This window comes from Massilia sp. PAMC28688 (assembly GCF_019443445.1).
GTDB lineage: Bacteria > Pseudomonadota > Gammaproteobacteria > Burkholderiales > Burkholderiaceae_D > Telluria_A.
In genome coordinates this window covers 2,953,925-2,973,262 of the sequence record NZ_CP080378.1, presented here as the reverse complement: position 1 = coordinate 2,973,262, position 19,338 = coordinate 2,953,925, and the positions used below count along the sequence as shown (strand labels likewise).

General features: G+C 62.0%; 20 protein-coding genes and 1 pseudogene. 9 read left to right on the top strand and 12 right to left on the bottom strand.

The genetic code is table 11. The annotated features are described in order from the left end of the window. Positions 1-81 precede the first annotated feature (81 nt). The 6 genes from hemF (at position 82) to rng (ending at position 4,989) form a co-directional block, all read left to right on the top strand. On the top strand, positions 82-993 hold the full coding sequence (hemF, locus tag KY495_RS13355; protein WP_219879911.1) for an oxygen-dependent coproporphyrinogen oxidase: 912 nt from the start codon (positions 82-84) through the stop codon (positions 991-993). Next, complete coding sequence (locus KY495_RS13350; protein WP_219879910.1) at positions 990-1,643, top strand: nicotinate-nucleotide adenylyltransferase; 654 nt, start codon at positions 990-992, stop codon at positions 1,641-1,643. Before hemF ends, KY495_RS13350 begins: the two co-directional genes overlap by 4 nt. Further along, positions 1,643-2,332, top strand: coding sequence for a ribosome silencing factor (rsfS, locus tag KY495_RS13345; protein ID WP_219879909.1), 690 nt, complete (start codon positions 1,643-1,645; stop codon positions 2,330-2,332). Before KY495_RS13350 ends, rsfS begins: the two co-directional genes overlap by 1 nt. A gap of 6 nt (positions 2,333-2,338) precedes the next feature. Further along, positions 2,339-2,809, top strand: a complete 471-nt coding sequence (gene rlmH, locus KY495_RS13340) for a 23S rRNA (pseudouridine(1915)-N(3))-methyltransferase RlmH (protein ID WP_219879908.1) — start codon at positions 2,339-2,341, stop codon at positions 2,807-2,809. A 14-nt stretch (positions 2,810-2,823) separates the two neighbouring features. After that, a complete protein-coding gene (locus KY495_RS13335) occupies positions 2,824-3,444 on the top strand; it encodes a nucleoside triphosphate pyrophosphatase (RefSeq protein WP_219879907.1) in 621 nt (206 codons plus the stop codon). Between the two features lie 81 nt (positions 3,445-3,525). Further along, a complete protein-coding gene (gene rng, locus KY495_RS13330; protein ID WP_219879906.1) occupies positions 3,526-4,989 on the top strand; it encodes a ribonuclease G in 1,464 nt (487 codons plus the stop codon). Between the two features lie 18 nt (positions 4,990-5,007). On the opposite strand, the gene KY495_RS13325 is transcribed toward rng, so the two are convergent. Beyond that, positions 5,008-5,997, bottom strand: coding sequence for a DUF6708 domain-containing protein (locus KY495_RS13325; RefSeq protein ID WP_219879905.1), 990 nt, complete (start codon positions 5,995-5,997; stop codon positions 5,008-5,010). Between the two features lie 94 nt (positions 5,998-6,091). Next, entirely contained in the window at positions 6,092-6,730 is a 639-nt protein-coding gene (locus KY495_RS13320; RefSeq protein WP_219879904.1) for a DUF1851 domain-containing protein, read from the bottom strand. A gap of 182 nt (positions 6,731-6,912) precedes the next feature. Here KY495_RS13320 and KY495_RS13315 point away from each other — a divergent pair, with 182 nt between their 5' ends. Further along, positions 6,913-7,551 carry a ribonuclease T2 gene (locus KY495_RS13315; protein WP_219879903.1) on the top strand — a complete coding sequence of 213 codons (639 nt, stop codon included), beginning with the start codon at positions 6,913-6,915 and terminating at the stop codon, positions 7,549-7,551. Positions 7,552-7,567: 16 nt separating this feature from the next. Here KY495_RS13315 and KY495_RS13310 read toward each other — a convergent pair whose 3' ends face one another. From KY495_RS13310 to KY495_RS13280, 7 genes and pseudogenes are all read right to left on the bottom strand, one after another. Continuing rightward, positions 7,568-8,401, bottom strand: a complete 834-nt coding sequence (locus KY495_RS13310) for a substrate-binding domain-containing protein (protein WP_219879902.1) — start codon at positions 8,399-8,401, stop codon at positions 7,568-7,570. Continuing rightward, positions 8,398-9,049, bottom strand: a pseudogene (locus KY495_RS13305) (energy-coupling factor ABC transporter ATP-binding protein). Before KY495_RS13305 ends, KY495_RS13310 begins: the two are co-directional and overlap by 4 nt. Beyond that, on the bottom strand, positions 9,046-9,747 hold the full coding sequence (locus KY495_RS13300) for an ABC transporter permease (RefSeq protein ID WP_219879901.1): 702 nt from the start codon (positions 9,745-9,747) through the stop codon (positions 9,046-9,048). Before KY495_RS13300 ends, KY495_RS13305 begins: the two are co-directional and overlap by 4 nt. After that, positions 9,747-10,607 carry a formate dehydrogenase accessory sulfurtransferase FdhD gene (locus KY495_RS13295; RefSeq protein WP_219879900.1) on the bottom strand — a complete coding sequence of 287 codons (861 nt, stop codon included), beginning with the start codon at positions 10,605-10,607 and terminating at the stop codon, positions 9,747-9,749. The genes KY495_RS13300 and KY495_RS13295 overlap by 1 nt, the downstream gene beginning before the upstream one ends. A gap of 2 nt (positions 10,608-10,609) precedes the next feature. Then, positions 10,610-13,429, bottom strand: a complete 2,820-nt coding sequence (gene fdhF, locus KY495_RS13290) for a formate dehydrogenase subunit alpha (RefSeq protein WP_219879899.1) — start codon at positions 13,427-13,429, stop codon at positions 10,610-10,612. Between the two features lie 19 nt (positions 13,430-13,448). After that, on the bottom strand, positions 13,449-15,149 hold the full coding sequence (locus tag KY495_RS13285; RefSeq protein WP_219879898.1) for an NADH-ubiquinone oxidoreductase-F iron-sulfur binding region domain-containing protein: 1,701 nt from the start codon (positions 15,147-15,149) through the stop codon (positions 13,449-13,451). Positions 15,150-15,337: 188 nt separating this feature from the next. Then, entirely contained in the window at positions 15,338-16,009 is a 672-nt protein-coding gene (locus tag KY495_RS13280) for an NAD-dependent epimerase/dehydratase family protein (RefSeq protein WP_219879897.1), read from the bottom strand. A 134-nt stretch (positions 16,010-16,143) separates the two neighbouring features. Between KY495_RS13280 and KY495_RS13275 the strand changes: the two genes are divergently transcribed. Beyond that, a complete protein-coding gene (locus tag KY495_RS13275; protein ID WP_219879896.1) occupies positions 16,144-16,449 on the top strand; it encodes a DUF485 domain-containing protein in 306 nt (101 codons plus the stop codon). After that, positions 16,449-18,104 carry a cation acetate symporter gene (locus KY495_RS13270; RefSeq protein WP_219879895.1) on the top strand — a complete coding sequence of 552 codons (1,656 nt, stop codon included), beginning with the start codon at positions 16,449-16,451 and terminating at the stop codon, positions 18,102-18,104. The genes KY495_RS13275 and KY495_RS13270 overlap by 1 nt, the downstream gene beginning before the upstream one ends. A 66-nt stretch (positions 18,105-18,170) precedes the next feature. On the opposite strand, the gene KY495_RS13265 is transcribed toward KY495_RS13270, so the two are convergent. From KY495_RS13265 to KY495_RS13255, 3 genes are all read right to left on the bottom strand, one after another. Next, a complete protein-coding gene (locus tag KY495_RS13265; RefSeq protein ID WP_219879894.1) occupies positions 18,171-18,617 on the bottom strand; it encodes a hypothetical protein in 447 nt (148 codons plus the stop codon). 56 nt (positions 18,618-18,673) lie between these two features. Continuing rightward, positions 18,674-18,997, bottom strand: coding sequence for a hypothetical protein (locus KY495_RS13260; RefSeq protein WP_219879893.1), 324 nt, complete (start codon positions 18,995-18,997; stop codon positions 18,674-18,676). Positions 18,998-19,059: 62 nt separating this feature from the next. After that, positions 19,060-19,299, bottom strand: a complete 240-nt coding sequence (locus KY495_RS13255; protein WP_219879892.1) for a hypothetical protein — start codon at positions 19,297-19,299, stop codon at positions 19,060-19,062. Positions 19,300-19,338 lie beyond the last annotated feature (39 nt).

The window sequence follows — 19,338 nt, the reverse complement described above, 5'->3', positions numbered from 1 at the left end:
ACCTCGCTGCCGGCGCCGCGCCATATCATAAAAGTGACGGGCAGTGTACAATTCGTCCTCACTTTTTCTTTTCCCGCCCGCATGTCTGCTCCCACCCCTGCTCTCGTCAAGGCCTGGCTCCTCGATCTTCAGTCGCGCATAGTTGCCGCGCTCGAAGCGGTCGATGGCAAGCCCTTCCTGCGCGACGCATGGGAGCGCCCCGAAGGCGGCGGCGGCATTTCGCGCCTGATCGAGGAAGGTAACGTCATCGAACGAGGCGGCTGCAATTTCTCGCACGTGATGGGCTCGAACCTGCCGCCATCAGCGGCCGCTGGCCGCCCGGAACTGGCAGGCCGCTCGTGGGAAGCCATGGGCGTTTCGCTCGTGATCCATCCGCGCAACCCCTACGCGCCCACGGTTCACATGAACGTGCGCTTCTTTACCACCACCGCCGAAGGCCTCGACCCGGTGTGGTGGTTCGGCGGCGGCATGGACCTGACACCCTACTACGGCAGTGAAGAAGACACCCGCCACTTCCACCGCACCTGCCGCGATGCACTCGCGCCATTTGGAGAAGACCTGCACGAACGCTTCAAGAAGTGGTGCGACGACTACTTCTACCTCAAGCACCGCAAGGAACCGCGCGGCGTGGGCGGCATCTTCTTTGACGACTTCAATGCCCCCGGTTTCGAGGCCAGCTACGCCATGATGCAAAGCGTCGGCAACAGCTTCCTGGACGCCTACCTGCCGATCCTGGAGCGCCGCAAGGACCAGCCTTACGGCGAGCGCGAACGCGACTTCCAGGCTTACCGGCGCGGCCGCTATGTCGAATTCAATCTGGTCTTTGACCGCGGCACCCTGTTTGGCCTGCAGTCGGGAGGACGCACTGAAGCGATCCTGATGTCGATGCCACCGATCGTCAAATGGCGCTACGACTGGCATCCCGCACCCGGCAGCAAGGAAGCGGCGCTATACACCGACTTCCTGGTGCATCGCGACTGGCTCCAGACGTGACGTTCTGCGTCGCGCTGCTGGGAGGCAGTTTCGACCCGGTCCATCACGGCCATGTAGCGCTTGGCGCGCTGTTTGCCAGGCTGCTGCAGTGCGACCAGCTGCGCGTCATCCCCGCAGGTAACCCATGGCAGAAGAAAAATGGCCTGGTCGCCAGCGCCGAACAGCGCATCGCCATGCTGGAACTGGCCTTTGCCGACGCCGGGCTCGCCATCACGCTGGACCGCCAGGAGATTGAACGCACCCGCGCGACCTACACCATCGACACGCTGCGCAATGTGCGCGCCGAACTCGGCGCCGACGCCTCGATCGTGTTTCTGATGGGCGCCGACCAGCTGCGCCATCTCGACACCTGGCACGACTGGCATGCGCTGTTCGCGCTGGCCCACATTGGGGTCGCAGCCCGTCCCGGCTATTCACTGGAAACGGCGTCGCTGCCCAAACCGGTGGCCAAAGAACTTCAGCAGCGCCAGGCCAACCTGGCGCAGTTGCGTAACACCCCGAGCGGCCATGTGTACCTGGCCGAGCACCTGGCAGTGGACATCTCATCGACGCAGGTGCGTGCAGCGTTACAACGGGGCGAGCAGGCAAACTCGCTTGTTTCCCCGGTAGTGCTAGACTATATTCAACAACATAATTTATACAAAACCTAATGGATATCAAAAAATTACAATCCCTCGTCGTCGACGCGCTCGAAGACATCAAAGGCCAGGACATCCAGCTGTTCGACACCATGCATCTGACCAGCCTGTTCGACCGCATCGTCGTGGTCTCGGGCACATCCAACCGCCAGACCAAGGCGCTGGCCGCCTCGGTCCGTGACAAGGTCAAGGGTGCCGGCGGCGACGTGGTCGGCATCGAAGGCGAAGACACCGGCGAATGGGTGCTGGTCGACCTGGGCGACATGATCGTCCACATCATGCAGCCGGCCATCCGCCAGTACTACCGCCTCGAGGAAATCTGGGGCGACAAGCCGGTCAAGCTGGGCGCCGCCAAGCGCAAGTCGACGCCGGAAGCGGCTGATGCCGCCGAAGCGAAGCCAAAGTCCAAGCACCTGGCAGCAACCCAGGAAGCACCGGAAGTCAAGCCCGTACGCGAGCGCAAGACGGCCGTGAAGAAAGCAGATGTGACGGACGAAAAGCCGAAGCGCGCCGCCGCCAAGAAGGCTGCCGCACCAGCGGGCAAGGTGGTCAAGGTCGCGCCAAGCAAGTCCGAAACGGCAGCCGTCAAGGCCCTCAAGGAACTGCCGCCCAAGAAGGCAGCGGCCAAGAAAGTGGCCAAGCCGGCCACCGAAGCGCCAGCCAAGAAGGTCATCAAGCGCGTCAAGAAGACCGAAGAGTAAGCGCCCATGCAGCTTATTATCGCTGCGGTGGGCCACAAGATGCCGGCCTGGATCGAGACCGGCTTTACCGAGTACACGAAGCGCATGCCGCCCGAGCTGCGCATCGTGCTCAAGGAAATCAAGCCAGTGGAACGTTCGGGCAGCAAGACGGCGGCCACCGCCATGGCGCTCGAACGCGAACGCATTGAAGCGGCGCTGCCAAAGAACGTGCGCATCATCGCGCTCGACGAACGGGGCAAGGACCTGACCAGTGTCGGCCTGTCCCAGCAGCTCATGAACTGGCAGCAGGATGGACGCGACACCGCTTTTCTGATCGGTGGCGCGGACGGGCTTGATCCGGAACTGAAGGCGCGCGCCGAAGGCCTGATTCGCATTAGTTCAATGACGCTCCCCCATGGCATCGTGCGTGTTATGCTGGCGGAGCAGTTGTATAGGGCGTGGTCGATCACGCAGAATCACCCTTATCATCGCGTCTGAAAGACCACCATCCGATGAAACCGATCGACAAGAAAATCTACCTCGCGTCCAAGAGCCCACGGCGGCGCGAACTGCTGCGTCAGATCGGCGTGGACTTTGAACTGCTCATGCTGCGCAACGATACCCCGCGCGGCCCTGATGTGACTGAAACCATCCTCCCCGGTGAATCGGCCATCGACTACGTGGCCCGCGTGGCGCTGGAAAAGTCAGCCTTTGCCTGGTCCATTGTCCAGAATCGCCGCCTGCCGGTGCGGCCGGTCCTGTCGGCCGACACCACCGTCACCATCGATGGCGAAATCCTCGGCAAGCCTGCCAGCCGCGAAGAAGCGGTGGCCATGCTCGAGCGCCTCTCCGGCCGCACGCACGAAGTGCTGACCTCCATCGCGGTCCAGCATACCAACATGACCGAGCAGCTTACCCAGGTCTCGCAGGTGCGCTTTGCCACCCTCTCTGCCGCTTCCATCAAGGCTTACTGCGCCACGCAGGAGCCGTATGACAAGGCTGGCGGCTATGGCATCCAGGGCCTGGCCGCCCTGTTCGTGGAGCATATTGAAGGCAGCCACTCCGGCATTATGGGTTTGCCGCTGTACGAAACGGCCAAACTGCTGCGCCAGGCCGGCATCCCCCTGGCCTGACCGCCCCCCTGCCCCAGGGGGCGGCCCGCCCGTGTATCATCATGGCTATTGCATTTACCAGGCACGCGGCCGCACCGACCCATGAACGAAGACATCCTGATCAACATCACCCCGCAGGAAACGCGCGTGGCGCTCATCCTGCAAGGCGCCGTGCAGGAACTGCACATCGAGCGCACGCTTACGCGCGGCCTGGCGGGCAACGTCTATTCGGGCAAGGTGGTGCGGGTCCTGCCGGGAATGCAGTCCGCCTTTATCGATATAGGCCTGGAACGGGCGGCGTTTTTGCACGTGGCCGATATCTGGGAAGCGCGCAATCACGACAGCCCCAACGTGGCGCCAACGCCGATCGAGAAGGTGCTGTTCGACGGCCAGGTGCTGACCGTCCAGGTAATCAAGGACCCCATCGGCACCAAGGGCGCGCGCCTGTCGACCCAGATCTCGATTGCCGGGCGCATGCTGGTGTACCTGCCACAGGACCGCCATATCGGCATCTCGCAAAAGATCGAAAAGGAATCCGAGCGCGAACTGCTGCGCCATCGCCTTCAAAGCCTGCTGCCGGCGGAAGAAAAAGGCGGCTACATCGTGCGTACCATGGCCGAAGAAGCGAGCGACACCGACCTGGCGGCAGACGTGGACTATTTGCGCAAGACGTGGGCGGCCATCATCCATGGCGCGCGCACCAAGCCCGCCACCAGCCTGCTGTACCAGGACCTGAGCCTGGCCCAGCGCGTGCTGCGAGACTTCGTGCACGATGAAACGGCGACCATTCAGGTTGACTCCCGCGAGAACTACGTGAAGCTGGTGGAGTTTGCGCAGGCCTACACGCCCAGCGAGCTGACACGCCTGCAGCACTACACGGGCGAGCGCCCGCTGTTTGACCTGTATGGCGTGGAAGAAGAGATCCTGCGCGCGCTGGGCCGGCGCGTGGACCTGAAATCGGGCGGCTACCTGATCGTCGACCAGACCGAGGCCATGACCACCATCGACGTCAATACCGGCGGCTTTGTCGGCGGACGCAATTTTGCCGATACCATTTTCAAGACCAACCTGGAAGCGGCGCATGCGATCGCGCGCCAGCTGCGCTTGCGTAACCTGGGCGGGATCATCATCCTGGACTTCATCGACATGGAGAACAACGAGCATCGCAACGCGGTGCTGCAGGAGCTGAAGAAGACGCTGTCGCGCGACCGCACCAAGGTATCCGTGTCCGGCTTTTCGGCGCTGGGACTGGTGGAAATGACGAGGAAGCGCACGCGCGAATCGCTGGCCCACATCCTGTGCGAGCCCTGCCCCGCGTGCTCCGGCAAGGGCCAGGTCAAGACCAGCCGCACCATCTGCTACGAAATCCTGCGCGAACTCATGCGCGAGGCGAAGCAGTTCAACCCGCGCGAATTCCGCATCCTCGCCTCGCAAGAAGTGGTGGACCTGTTCCTGGAAGAGGAGTCACAGCACCTGGCCATGCTCGGTGACTTCATCGGCAAGCGCATCTCCCTGCAGGTGGAGTCGGCTTATCATCAGGAGCAGTACGACGTTATTTTGATGTAAGGGACAGGGCGCCCACGTTCAGGCGAAGCCTTTGTCCGGACGACGATCGTTCTTTGCATCGCCCCGAATGGCGTAGGGGTCGTGTGGTTCAATTGCACAGGCATCTTCAATTTCCGCTGGCCATTGCGGCAGCTTGCTGGTCGCCGTCGCAAACAAGCGCCCCAGGATAACCCACAAACAAAATGGGGCAATCACGATCCGGAACAGAAGTGAAGAGCCGGCAAAATTGGCGAATACTCGGCGAAAACCGGCAGCTGGTGTTTCCTTGCTATCGCTAACCGGCACACAGAAGTGAACAATACGGTTCGGTTCGGCGGGACCTTCTTCCATGTAGCGGCGAATGAACTCCCAATGAGCGCGTACTGCATCTGGAAATTCGTACTGTTTGGTCGCTGGATCAGCGAGATGACTTTTTATCGACCCAGCCGGGCCTACAGCAAATGTATCCAGCACTGTTTTATTGTCGATGCCAAGCACATGCCCACGTATCGCCCAGAAATTACTGCCCGGGACCACTGTAAAGAATACATCGCGCCATGGCACAGACCGGACCTCACCATCTGTCTGAAAGTAATGGACGATGCCTGCTTTCCGGTTATAGCGGACCGGGTAATGCGTGTAGGCGAAACTCTCCTTCCGCAGTAGCGATAGCATGCTCCAGCCTACCAGGGCCAGAAGAATACCAAAAAATAGCAGCGAGGTCGCCAGCGATTGCGTGCTTAGCTTAGTTGGCGCCAGGCCCAGCAACTTGAGAATATAGTCGAAAGCGAGAAGGCCAAATCCGGGGACGAACATTAAAAGCACCGTTAACGCGAACGCTGTGGTGAAGCCTCTCCAGCCGTACCATTTGTCGACGGTCTCGAGAAATGTCGAGTTCAAGCGAATGACCGCCAGCTGATCGGAAGGCGCAATCTCGAGCCGAAGGTCTTGCCGCAGCTGATATTTGCGATCCATTTCTGTGAGCGGACGATTTACCGGAAATTTGCCGATCAGGCCCGTGAAATCCATGCTAATCCTTGGAAACTCATCGGCGAGCGCATCTAGCCGCGGGTAGATCAGCGTATCGCCGAGAGAAGTACGACATTACTTTGATGTGGCCGGACTAGTTAATCGTGATGGCGTTCACCGGGTCACCGTCGTCCATTTGCCGGACCTGAGTGAGTAACTGGGCGGTGATGTCCCAATCCATCTCGGCGTCGGTCATATCCATGTTGTGAGCATCATATTCCCCACCCAGGAACAAAGGGACAGTGAAGCTGGCGCATTGCGCATACGGCAGTTGCGATAGTTTTCTGGATCGGCGCCAGACCTCGAATAGTTCACTTTGCAGCAGGCCGTCACGCTCGACAATCAGGTCGTTGTTGTGAAAGCGAAGTACGTCCACTGGTGTCTCGCACACATCGTCATTCAAGTGTCCGAAAATAGTCACCTGCGGCCGCGAATCGATAATGCGGCCAAAATCTGCGCAAAAAACGCGGTTAAGCCAGTCGAACGCGAGTGGATAAACGCGGTCGGCGTAAGCAGGAAACGCATCCCTGATGCGATTGACAAAATTGGCATGGTCCGCGCCGGCCACGGCCCGGTAAAGGCCCCGGCAAAAGGAGGCTCCGCCAAATTGCTCACGAAAGATCTTGAGCTCAGCGTGACCGCGATGGAGGTTGCTGGCCGCCGATGAGGCCACAGGCTGGCCCTGGGCGCCCACCTGATCACGGATGAAGGCGCGGTTGAAATTGTCGAACATGCTTATCCGCCGTGGGTTGGGGCCGGCTGCGCCATCGCAGGGAAAAACAGTCTGCAGATTTATAAGGTACTTGTCAATCATTCCAGTCCTTGCCGGTGGCCAGAACTCCTCGATATCCGGCCCATGCGCGCTTGACTTATAATCTGGTCCCGTCAATTCACCCCTGAAAGAACGCGATGCGTTTGATTCGAACTGCTTTCATAGCCTCCCTTTTCCTGGCCAGCGCAGCCCAGGCCAAGGGGCCGCGCGACATCCCGGGCAACTTCGATTTCTACACGCTGGCCATGAGCTGGTCGCCGTCCTTTTGCGCGACCAATCGCGATCCCCATCAGTGCGGCCGTGGGCTAGGCTTTGTGCTGCACGGGCTGTGGCCACAGTACGAAAAGGGATATCCGTCCGATTGCGCAGCGCAGCGCCTGCCCGAGCCAATTCGCCGGGAATACGCGCCCATCTTCGCATCGCCCCGCCTCGCTGCGCACGAGTGGCGTCGCCACGGCACCTGCTCCGGCCTCGATCCCGTGACCTATTTCAAGCTCTCGGCCCAGATGAAGGATTCGCTGCGAATTCCTGCGGCCTACCAGCGCCCCGCCGGCCCTGTGCGTGTCAGTCCCGGTGAGCTGGTGCAGGCATTCCGCGCTGCCAATCCGGGCATGGTCGTCAATGCAGTGCTGCCATTCTGCCGCGACGGCGGACGCTTTTTGTCAGAAATCCAGGTGTGCTACAACAAGGCTGGCCGCTCACGCACCTGCAGCGAGGGCCAGATCAAGCGCTCGTATAACAGCTGCCGGCAGGAGAGCTTCCTGCTGCCGAGCGAGCGCTGACCCATCCGCTAACCTGTCAGGGCGCCGCAGGCGCTGACGGGAAGAACAGCTGTTGGCCCTTCACCCGGAAGGTGCCGATCCTTGTCTGTCCTTCCGGCGACGTGATCCAGTCAATTAGCGCGCGCGCGCCACGGTAATTGACACCAGCGTGGCGCGCGGGATTGACGGCAATGATGCCGTAGGGGTTGCGCATGCGGCGGTCGCCCTGCACCATCACATCCAGCCCGGTTTTGGCCTGAAACGTAGCGAATGTGGCGCGGTCGGTCAAGGTGCACGCCTGCAGTTCTGCGGCCATGGTCAGCACTTCACCCATGCCCTGACCCGATGACAGGTAGCGTCCCGCCGGCGGCATGGTACCCGCAAGCTTCCAGTAGCTTTTTTCCATGATGTCGGTGCCCGAGTCGTCGCCACGGGAGATGAACCTGACGGGGCTCGATGCCAGCTTGCGAAAGGCGGCAATCACGTCCTTTTCGCCACGCAGGCGGGCTGGATCGGAGGCTGGACAAGCCAGCACGAAATCGTTATGCATCACGTCGCGCCGGTCGACGCCGTGGCCAGAGGCGACGAAGGCGTCTTCGGCGCCGCGCGCATGCACCAGCGTCACATCCACATCGCCCCGCTTTGCCAGTTCCAGCGCTTTGCCGCTGCCAACTGCAATGACGTGCACCTTGATGCCACTTTTGGCCTGGAAGGCTGGCAGCAGGTAGGCAAGCAGGCCGGAATTGTCGGTGCTGGTAGTGGTAGACATGCGGATCGTGGACTGCGCCGTCGCGCCAAGCGGCCATGTGAGGGCAACCAGCGCGCACACGAGCTGTCGCCTGTGGTGGAAAATCGATTCGAGTAAGTTCATTTGTACTCCAGCCGGCCGTCGCGCAGTTTCAGCCGCCGCACGCCGGGCAGGTTGATCAGATCTCGGTCATGACAGGCCATGATCACTGTTGTCCCTGCATGCATCAAGGCCGGGATCAGGGCAATCACCTGCTCGCGCCGCACCGTCCAGGTTTGCGGTCGGCTCGTCAAGCAGCAGCAGCTGTGGTTCCAGCACGCGTGCGCGCGCAAGCGCCACGCGCTGCTTTTCGCCGCCGGACAGCGCGGCCGGGTGGGTGCTGCGCAAGTGCGCGACCCCGGCCCACGCCACTGCCTCTTTGACCTTGCGCGCGATATCCGCCTTTGCCACGCCGCGCGCGGCGAGACCGTAGCCGACATTATCCGCGACGCTGGTGGAAAACATGATCGGATGCTGGTGCACGTACACGACGGCCGCGCGCAGCGTGCTGGGATACGGTGCCAGCACCACTGGCTTTCCCTGCCACGCCACAGCGCCGGCGTCGGCTACATCCAGGCCAGCCAGAACACGCAGCAAGGTGCTCTTGCCCGCACCGTTGACGCCAGTGAGCACATAAGCGCTTGCGGCATCAATCGACAAGTTATCAATATCGAGCAGGAGCCGCCCAGCGTGCCACTTGCGCAAGCGCTCCGCCGTCAGCAGTGCGCTCACCGGAAGCCTCGCGTGCCGTGGACATCGCCCTGCAGGAACATGAGTGCACCGTTCATCAGGAGCGCCAGTGCAATCAGCACCATGCCAAGCGCTATGCCCTGGGCGAATTCGCCCTTGCTTGTTTCCAGCGCGATGGCAGTCGTAATCGTTCGCGTCTCGCCGGCGATATTCCCACCCACCATCAACGCACAGCCAACCTCCGAGATCACCCGGCCAAAGCCGCTGATGATGGCCGCCACCACGCCAAAGCGCACCTCATGCAGCACGGTCCACATGGTACGCCAGCGCGTAGCGCCCAGTGCGACTGCGGTTTCGGCGTAGCGTGGATCGGCCGCCTGCACCGCCGCCAGCGTGAAGGCAATCAGTATCGGCAGGGCGATCACCACCTGCCCCAGTACCACCCCTGCCTGCGTGAACAGCAGCTGCCATGCGCCCAGCGGTCCCTGGCGCGACAGCAGCAAATACAATAAAAGGCCGATCAGCACAGTGGGAAGCGACAGCGCTGCTTGCACCAGCCAGATCACAACCCGCCGCCCCGGAAAGCGACAACTGGCAACGGCATAGCCGGCGCCGATGGCCAAAGGCGCCGCGATCATCAAAGCCACAACGCTGGTCGTGAGCGATATCCAGATGATGCGCCACAGCTGGGCGTCACCGGAGAGCAGCAGCAGAAAGGCGGCGTGTGTCGCGTCGAGCATCAGAGAGGTTTGAGATTGGGGTCGGGCAGGCCAGGTTCGAACACGAGCCGATCATGCCCGTGCAGGAGCAGGAAGTGCTTGCCGGTGCAGCGCGCCAACAGCGACATGCCTACCCTGCCTGCCACCATATGACCCATCTGGGTGGTGCCGGAGCGCGACAGCAGGAAGGGAATGCCCATCTGCGCGCCCTTGATCACCATCTCTGACGTGAGGCGCCCGGTGGTGTAGAACACCTTGTCGGCGCCGCCCATCCCGTCCAGCCACATCATGCCGGCGATGGCGTCAACCGCATTGTGGCGCCCAACGTCCTCCACAAAATACAGCAGCTCACCTTCGTTCGAGAACAGCGCGCACCCATGCACCGAACCGGCTTGCTTGTAGATGGATTGCTGGGTGCGGATGGTCTCCACGATGCGGTACACAACCGACTGACGCAGGCGCGCGTTTGGCGGCAGCGAAATGCTGTCCACTTCGTCCATCAGCCCACCAAACACGGAGCCCTGGCCGCAGCCGGTGGTCACCACCTTTCTCGCGGTACGTTCGGCCACGTCTGCGATGCCGTGGCGTGTCACCACCGCCACCGCGTCCACCGCCCAGTCCACCTGTACCGACACCACGTCTTCGATTGCCTTGACCAGGCGCTGGTTGCGCAGATACCCCAGGGTCAGTGCCTCGGGCGCGCCGCCCAGCGTCATCAGGGTCACCAGCTCGCGCTTGTCCACGTACACCGTCAGCGGCCGTTCGGCAGGAATGGCGATGATGGAACGGCGCCCGCGCTCGTCCACCACTTCCACGTCATGTGTCAGGCCGGCGCGCTCGCTGGTCATTTGCGGCACGTAGCTGACAGGATGCGAGGCCATGTTCACGCCTTTTCCAGTCCCGCCAGCACCTGGCCGCCGCCGTAGCTGCCTTGCTCCTCCACCTGGCCGCCCAGTGCCACCTGGATCGCGCAGTACTTGAATTCGGGGATCTTCCCGAAGGGGTCGAGCGCCGCATTGGTCAGCCGGTTGATGGCAGCTTCGTAATAGCAGAACGGGACGAAGATCGCTCCGCGCGGCGAGCTGTCGTCGGCCCGCGCATACAGTGCCACTTCACCGCGCCGCGAGGTGATGGTGATGACGTCACCCGGCTTGCCGCCCAGTGCCGCCAGGTCCAGCGGATGGACCATCGCCACCGGATCGGGCTCGATCGCGTCGAGCACCGCGGTGCGGCGCGTCATGCTGCCGGTGTGCCAGTGCTCGAGCTGGCGCCCGGTGATCAGAACCATCGGATATTCTGCGTCCGGACGTTCGTGCGCGGGAATGATATCGGCCGGGACGAAGCGCGCCCGCCCACCTTCGCGCGGGAACTGGTCGGTAAAGACCACCGGCTGGCCAGGATCGCCTTCGTTGGTGCACGGGTAGGTGACCGCGTTTTCGCGTTCCAGCCGCTCCCACGTGATGCCGCCAATGCTCGGCATCGTGTGGCGCATTTCGTCGAACACCTCCGACACGTGCGAGTACGACCAGTCCAGCCCAAGCTGCCGCGCCATCTGCTGGATGATCCACAGGTCCTGCTTCGCCTGGCCCGGCGGATCGATGGCCTGCCGTCCCAGCTGCACCAGGCGGTCGGTATTGGTAAAGCTGCCCGTCTTTTCCGGGAAAGCGCTGGCCGGCAAGATCACGTCGGCCAGGTAGGCCGTCTCGGTCAGGAAGATGTCCTGCACAACCAGGTGATCGAGTTCGGCCAGCGACTCGCGCGCATGGTTGGCGTCCGGGTCGGACATGGCCGGGTTTTCGCCCATGATGTACATGCCGCGGATTTCCTTGCGCTTGATCGCGTGCATGATCTCGACCACGGTCAGGCCGGGCTGCTGGTCGAGCGTGACACCCCAGGCCTTTTCAAACCTGGCATTGGCAGCCGGGTTGTCCACCCGCTGGTAATCGGGGAACATCATTGGGATCAATCCTGCATCGGACGCGCCCTGCACATTATTCTGGCCGCGCAGCGGGTGCAGTCCGGTGCCGGGGCGACCGATCTGGCCCGTCATGAGTGCGAGCGCGATCAGGCAGCGCGCATTGTCGGTGCCGTGGATGTGCTGCGAAATGCCCATCCCCCACAGGATCATGGAGCCTGCCGATGTCGCATACAGGCGCGCCACGTAGCGGATAGTCTCGGCGTCGATGCCGCAGATGGGCGCCATCAATTCCGGCGTGTAGCCGGCCACGTTCTGCTCCAGCTCCGTGTAGCCAATGGTGCGGCTGGCGATGAATTCCTTGTCCACCAGGCCTTCAGTGACGATCACGTTCATCATCGCGTTGAGCAGTGCGACGTCGGTGTCGGGCTTGAACTGCAGGTAGCGGTGCGCGCTGCGTGCCAGGTCGGAGCGGCGCGGGTCGCACACCACCAGCTTGGTGCCGTTCTTGATCGCGTTCTTGATCCAGGTGGCGGCCACCGGATGGTTCACGGTCGGATTGGCGCCGATCACGATGACGACAGCGGCTTTGGTCACGTCCATCACGGGGTTGGACACTGCGCCGGAACCGATCCCTTCCAGCAGCGCCGCCACCGATGAGGCGTGGCACAGGCGCGTGCAGTGGTCAACGTTGTTGCTGCCAAATCCGGTACGCACCAGTTTCTGGAACAGGTAAGCTTCTTCATTGCTGCCCTTGGCCGAGCCGAAACCGGCCAGCGAGCGCTTGCCGTGGGTGTCGCGGATGGTGGCCAGCTTGCCGCCGGCCAGCGCCAGCGCCTCCTCCCACGTCGCTTCGCGGAACACGTCCAGCACCCGGTCCGGGTCCATGGTGAAGTCGCCGTGCTTGGGTGCGCCGGCGCGACGGATCAGCGGCACGGTCAGGCGGTGCGGATGGTGGGCATAGTCAAAGCCATAGCGGCCCTTGACGCACAGGCGTTCATGGTTCGCTGGGCCATCCCGGCCTTCGACAAACAGGATCTTGTTGTCCTTGATGTTGTAGGTAAGTTGGCAGCCTACGCCGCAGTACGGACAGACGGAATCGACCTTCTTGTCGGGCACCGTCAGCGCCACGTCGCGCGCCGGCATCAGGGCGCCCGTCGGGCAAGCCTGCACGCACTCCCCGCAGGCCACGCAGGTGGAGTTGCCCATCGGGTCGTCCATGTCGAACACGATCTTTGCGTGGTCGCCGCGGAAGGCCAGACCGATGACGTCATTGACCTGTTCGTCGCGGCAGGCGCGCACGCAGCGCGTGCACTGGATGCAGGCGTCGAGGTTGACCGTGATGGCGGCGTGCGATGCGTCCCGGGGCGGCTGGCTGCGCGCAGCAAAACGCGGCTTGCCCACGCCCAGCTTGCGGGCCCAGATATCCACCTCGTTGTGCCGCGTATATTCAGTTTCCGGCATGTCCGATTGCAGCAGTTCGAGCACCATCTTCTGCGCTGCAACCGCGCGTTCGCTGTCGGTGGTGACCTTCATGCCTTCGGTGGGATAGCGGCAGCACGACGGCGCCAGTACCCGTTCGCCATTGATCTCCACCATGCAGGAGCGGCAGTTGCCGACCGCTTCCATGCCTTTCTTGTAGCACAGGCGCGGGATCTCGATGCCCTCTCGCTCGGCCACGTCGATCAGCGTTTCGTTGGAATACGCATGCACCGGCCGGCCGTTGATCTCGAAACTGACGGCCGTGCCTTGCAGGGCGTGGCGGCTTAACCTGCTTATCGCGTTCATGATGTCACCAGTCTGGATGTTAGGTGGAGAGTTCGTGCGGGAAGTACTTGATTACGCAGTCGACCGGATTGGGCGCCGCCTGACCGAGGCCGCAGATCGAGGCGTCGCGCATGACCTGCGACAGTTCGCCGAGCAGCTGCGTATCCCAGCGCGGCTGCTCGAGCAGCGCCACCGCCTTGGCAGTGCCAACCCGGCATGGCGTGCATTGGCCGCACGACTCGTGTTTGAAAAACTTCATGGTATTGCGCGCCGCATTGGTGGCCGTGTCCTGGTCCGACAGCACCACCACTGCGGCCGAACCGATGAAGCAGCCGTAGGGCTGCAGCGTGTCGAAGTCGAGCGGAATGTCGTTCATCGAGGCCGGCAGGATGCCGCCCGACGCGCCACCGGGCAGGTAGGCGTAGAAGCGGTGGCCATCGAGCATGCCGCCGCAGTGTTCATCAATGAGCTCCTGGATGGTGATGCCGGCCGGCGCCAGCTTGACGCCGGGCGAGCGCACCCGTCCCGATACCGAAAACGAGCGCAGGCCCTTGCGGCCATGGCGGCCATGTCCTGCAAACCAGGCTGCCCCATGCTGCACAATGTCGCGTACCCAGTGCAGGGTCTCAAAATTGTGTTCCAGCGTGGGGCGCCCGAACAGGCCTACCTGCGCCACGTAGGGCGGGCGCAAGCGCGGCATGCCACGCTTGCCTTCGATGGACTCGATCATGGCCGATTCCTCGCCGCAGATATAGGCGCCGGCACCGCGCCGCAAAATCAGGCGCGGCATGCTCGGCACCGGCGGTTCGGCGCGCAGCTTGTCCAGCTCCGTTTCGAGCAAGGCGCGGCAGCCGTGATATTCGTCGCGCAGATAGATGTAGATGGCTTCGATGCCGGTCACCCAGGCAGCAATTAGCGCGCCTTCGAGGAAGCGATGCGGATCGCGCTCCAGGTAGGTGCGGTCCTTGAATGTACCCGGCTCGCCTTCGTCGATGTTAATGGCCATCAGCCGCGGGCCGGCTTCAGCGCGCACGATGCGCCATTTTCGCCCGGCCGGAAAGCCGGCACCGCCAAGACCCCGCAGGCCAGAGCTTTCCATGATCGCGATGATGCTCTCGGTATCGCGCGCGCCGCTAATACACTCCTGCAGCAGCTGGTAGCCACCGGCTGCGCGGTAGGCGGCAAGATCGGTGTAGGGCGCCGGCTGGTGGCGTATGAGGCCCGCGCCGACGGCCGCTGCGACTGATTCGCAGCTGGCATGGGCCAGCGGATGCTGGTGCACTGCCACCGCCGGTGCCTGCTCGCAGCGGCCGATGCACGGTGCGCCCAACACGCGCACGTCCTTGCCCAGGATGGCCGGCAGCTTGCCCAGCAGCTCGCGCGCGCCCGCCATTTCGCACGACAGGCCGTCGCATACGCGCACGGTGAGCGCGGGTGGCGCTGCGTCGCCTTCCTTGACCACGTCAAAGTGGTGGTAGAAGGTCGCCACTTCGTAGACCTCGGTCTGCGCCAGTCGCATTTCCTGCGCCAGGGCAGCCAGGTGCGGCGCCGACAGGCAGCCGTAATGGTCCTGGATCTTGTGCAGGTGTTCGATCAGCAGGTCGCTCTGGCGCGACTGGGTGCCCAGCAGCGCCTGCACTTCGGCCAGTGCCTGCGGATCGACGCGGCGGCCCTTGGGCGCCTGGCGCTTGCGCTGGCGTGTGGCGCCTTGCACGGCGATGGGGATGGTTGGGTGATTCATCGTCTGGTCCTGGTCATGACTGTATCGCGAAATTGCGCCGGGCTTGGTACCGGTCGCCATCGGCCCCACCATCTGGTTGGACAGCAGGGCAATACAATCATACCGGTCAATACCTGCTTCGTCACATCAAACGCTTGCGTGAACACACATGTGAACCCGGCCCGGCACGGCGAGGGGAAGTTGATCCACTACGCTGCACCCGCCCTGCCAAGTTCGTTCAGGTCAGCGCTTTCCAGAATGCGCTTGTTGGCCTGGCCGCGCACTGCGGCCAGCATCGCCTGGCCCAGCATGCGCGTGGTGAGCACCTGGCGCGGCATGGCCGAGCGCAGCAGCGGCAGGATCGGCTTGGTCAGCGAATAGAACACGCGGTAGGCCACGGTCTTGGACTTGATGCCGTCCAGCGGCTGGATCATGCCGGGGCGAAATGCATAAGCAGCCCTGAACGGCAGGGCAAACACGGCGTTCTCGGTGCGGCCACGCACCCGTTCCCACATCAGCTTGCCGTCGGCGGCGGCGCCAGCCGCCGACACGTAGACGAACACCATGCCGGGATTGCGTCGCGCCAGCGTGGCGGCAACGGCCAGTGTCATGTCATATGTCAGGTGGGTGTACGCCTTTTCGCTCAGGCCGGCGGCACTGACACCCACGCAATAAAAACAGGCATCGTAGTCGCTGAGTTCTGCTTCGATTTTTTCGTAGTGCCACATTTCTGCGTGAACAAGTTCGGTCAGCTTGGGATGCTTCTGGCCGGTCGGCGTACGGCCAACGGTCAGCACGGCTTCCACGTCAGGCGCAGCCAGGCATTCGCGCAAGGCGCCCTGACCCACCATGCCGGTCGCGCCAAAAATAATCACCTTCACGAGGCACCTCTCTTCTCTATGTTTGGTCGAATGCAGAACACTTAGTATGGCATTTCATGAGAAGTTGCGGAACTGTCGCGCGCTCGCGCCGGTCAATATGGCATGAACAGCGCAGATGCGCCACGGGAGTAGCCATGAATCACGATCTGGTACACCGAATCGAAAGCAATCCTCACTATGTCCAACTGGTACGAGACCGCACGCGCTTTGGCTGGCTGCTCACGCTCTCCATGCTGCTGGTGTACTACGGTTTCATCCTGCTAATCGCATTCAACAAGGAACTGCTGAGCATTCGCATTGGCAGCGGCGTGACTACCACAGGCATTCCTGTGGGACTGTTCGTGATCGTGTTTACTGTTGTCGTCACGGGCATTTACGTGCGCCACGCCAACGGCATCTACGACGAGCTTACCGCCGCCATCCATCGTGAGGTGCAATAATGCGCCCGCCTTACGTGGTGCTGTTGGCCCTGGCCTGCGCCTTCTCTGGCGCCATGGCGGCAGAGGTCATCGGCCCAAGCGAGCAGCAGCCGCGCAACTGGACTGCCATCGGCATGTTCGGCGTGTTTGTCGCCGCTACCCTGTTCATTACCAAGTGGGCAGCCACGCGCACCCGCTCGGTGTCGGACTTCTACACCGCCGGGGGCGGCATTACCGGGTTCCAGAATGGCCTGGCCATTGCGGGCGACTACATGTCTGCGGCATCATTCCTCGGCATTTCAGCCGCCGTGTACCTGAACGGGTACGACGGCCTCATCTACTCCATCGGCTTCCTGGTAGGCTGGCCCATCATCACCTTCCTCATGGCAGAGCGCCTGCGCAACCTGGGCCGCTTCACCTTTGCCGATGTAGCCGCCTACCGCTTCGCGCAGACACCCGTGCGCGCCTTTGCCGCCTCCGGCACACTGGTGGTGGTGGCGTTCTACCTCATTGCGCAAATGGTCGGGGCCGGGCAGCTCATCAAGCTGCTGTTCGGCCTGCAATACTGGATTGCAGTGGTCATCGTCGGTTCGCTGATGATGGTGTACGTGCTCTTTGGCGGCATGACGGCCACCACCTGGGTCCAGATCATCAAGGCGGTCATGCTGCTGTCGGGTGCCACCTTCATGGCGGTGGTGGTGCTGATGCGCTACGGCTTCAACCCGGAAGCGCTGTTTGCGCAGGCGGTGGCCATCCACCCCAAGGCCAGCGCCATCATGGGCCCCGGCACATTCATTACCGATCCGATTTCTGCCATTTCATTCGGCATGGCGCTCATGTTCGGCACTGCCGGCCTGCCGCACATTCTCATGCGCTTCTTTACGGTGCCAAGCGCCAAGGAGGCGCGCAAGTCGGTGTTCTGGGCCACCACGTGGATTGCGTACTTCTACGTCCTCACCTTCATTATCGGCTTTGGCGCCATTGTTCTTGTCAGTACCAACCCGGCATTCGTGGATGCCACTGGGGCCATGGTGGGCGGCAACGACATGGCGGCAATCCACCTCGCCAATGCCGTTGGCGGCAACTGGTTCCTGGGCTTCATGTCGGCGGTCGCGTTTGCCACCATCCTTGCGGTGGTGGCCGGCCTCACACTGTCGGGGGCCTCGGCGGTGTCACATGACCTGTACGCTACTGTGTTCAAGCACGGCAATGCCAGTAGTGCCAGCGAACTCAAGGTCTCGCGCATCACCACGCTTGTGCTGGGGGTGGTGGCGGTGGTCCTGGGCATCGTGTTTGAAAAGCAGAACATTGCCTTCATGGTGTCGCTGGCCTTTGCCATTGCGGCGTCGGCCAACTTTCCGGTACTGTTCCTGTCGGTACTGTGGCGCAACTGCACGACCCGGGGAGCGACCATTGGCGGCTTCCTCGGCCTGATCACCGCGCTGGTGCTGACCGTGCTCTCCAAGTCGGTGTGGGTGGATGTGTTCGGATACCCGGCGGCCGTCTTTCCTTATACCTCGCCGGCACTGTTTTCCATGACGGCTGGCTTTGCCGGCATCTGGCTGTTTTCAATCACCGACCGCAGCGAGCGCGCAAGGCTGGACCGGGCGGGATACGCGGCGCAGGAAGTACGGTCGGAAACGGGGATTGGCGCGGCGGTTGCGTCGGGGCATTGAGGACGAAGGCGGCACCAGGGCCTGGCGAAATCGCTCAGAGCTTTGTGGCATGCCGCAAACCGAGACTCAAGAAGCCTCATCCCATAAGGACATGTCGTGGACGACGAATTCCACGCAAGTGCCGACTTCAGGTCTAAAGAGTCCCATGTCAGACAATTCCAGTGTGAAGAGGACACCGCATGCCTCCACATATGTTACGCGATTCCCAGCCGGGCCCGATGGATGAGATACGATTTCAACCACTCCTTGCACCTCATAATCCCCGGCGTGTGCAAGCGGGATCATACGCTGGCTCCGTGGCTTGGCACATTCCCGAAATCCAGAAATTGACTCTTGCGCGACTTCGACCAAGAACTGATCGCCAGGACGTGCGTCAGGCAAACCACTTGCCGGCACCAGCCGCGCCCTTCCAGTCACAGCCTGTGAGGTGAATTGCACTAAATAACTCGGACTTGGCGTGAATCCGCGCAGTTCGAGCGAGTGCGGATCAATTTCTTCAATGATGATGTTCAAGGTAAGGGCAGTAAATGGCGGAATAGTCGCGTTAACCCGTCTGGATGACAGGCTTGCTATCGACCATATCGGGTTAGTTCAGAACTGTTGAGCACACTATTGTTTGAAGTTAATCGTAGTGCCGTGGCGCGAATGACAATCGGATCGCCAGATTGCATCTCTATCTCAATCTCTCCGTCGTCCCGTTGCGTCATCATATTGATGGATGCTGACGGCCCCCACGGCAGCGTGCGCGGAACAATCAAGCTCGACACATCAGTAAATTCAAGTGCGCATTCAGACAATTCGCTGTGTATTACCGTCAAGGTGCAGCTACCATCTGACCAGCCAAAATTAACCGCTATCAGGACCGCATCATGGAGGCTAAAGTCGTCAAACATTGCGAGCCTCCAAAGCTAAGGGGTAAGAGTGCTGCTGCACATTACAGCGGCGGCATTCAAGGTCAGCGGTTGCGCCGCTTTGTCCAGCTGTAGCCAGGGCCGGCGGCCTCCACGCCCGGATGGCCTACGGAATCGGGATTTTCCGACGACATGGTCACAAAACGCACGCCCTCGCCCGCGCGCTGGCGCACTCGCAATTGTTCCATCAATGCCATTGCCGCGAGCATGTCGGTGGCTGCAAACGGCGTTGCATGCGGCGTGCCGACGTCGCCCTCGACGACGGTCCAGTACACCATGAACATGGCTACCCCTTGTCGTGTCAGTCTTGACAAAAATTCTAC

Coding starts and splice junctions, on each gene's coding strand:
- rlmH (WP_219879908.1), top strand. CDS start 2,339: ATGCAGCTTATTATCGCTGCGGTGGGCCACAAGATGCCGGCCTGGATC.
- KY495_RS13270 (WP_219879895.1), top strand. CDS start 16,449: ATGCGCCCGCCTTACGTGGTGCTGTTGGCCCTGGCCTGCGCCTTCTCT.
- KY495_RS13310 (WP_219879902.1), bottom strand. CDS start 8,401: ATGAACTTACTCGAATCGATTTTCCACCACAGGCGACAGCTCGTGTGC.
- KY495_RS13300 (WP_219879901.1), bottom strand. CDS start 9,747: ATGCTCGACGCGACACACGCCGCCTTTCTGCTGCTGCTCTCCGGTGAC.
- KY495_RS13285 (WP_219879898.1), bottom strand. CDS start 15,149: ATGAATCACCCAACCATCCCCATCGCCGTGCAAGGCGCCACACGCCAG.
- KY495_RS13275 (WP_219879896.1), top strand. CDS start 16,144: ATGAATCACGATCTGGTACACCGAATCGAAAGCAATCCTCACTATGTC.
- hemF (WP_219879911.1), top strand. CDS start 82: ATGTCTGCTCCCACCCCTGCTCTCGTCAAGGCCTGGCTCCTCGATCTT.
- rng (WP_219879906.1), top strand. CDS start 3,526: ATGAACGAAGACATCCTGATCAACATCACCCCGCAGGAAACGCGCGTG.
- KY495_RS13325 (WP_219879905.1), bottom strand. CDS start 5,997: ATGGATTTCACGGGCCTGATCGGCAAATTTCCGGTAAATCGTCCGCTC.
- KY495_RS13295 (WP_219879900.1), bottom strand. CDS start 10,607: ATGGCCTCGCATCCTGTCAGCTACGTGCCGCAAATGACCAGCGAGCGC.
- KY495_RS13255 (WP_219879892.1), bottom strand. CDS start 19,299: ATGTTCATGGTGTACTGGACCGTCGTCGAGGGCGACGTCGGCACGCCG.
- KY495_RS13335 (WP_219879907.1), top strand. CDS start 2,824: ATGAAACCGATCGACAAGAAAATCTACCTCGCGTCCAAGAGCCCACGG.
- rsfS (WP_219879909.1), top strand. CDS start 1,643: ATGGATATCAAAAAATTACAATCCCTCGTCGTCGACGCGCTCGAAGAC.
- fdhF (WP_219879899.1), bottom strand. CDS start 13,429: ATGAACGCGATAAGCAGGTTAAGCCGCCACGCCCTGCAAGGCACGGCC.
- KY495_RS13320 (WP_219879904.1), bottom strand. CDS start 6,730: ATGTTCGACAATTTCAACCGCGCCTTCATCCGTGATCAGGTGGGCGCC.
- KY495_RS13260 (WP_219879893.1), bottom strand. CDS start 18,997: ATGTTTGACGACTTTAGCCTCCATGATGCGGTCCTGATAGCGGTTAAT.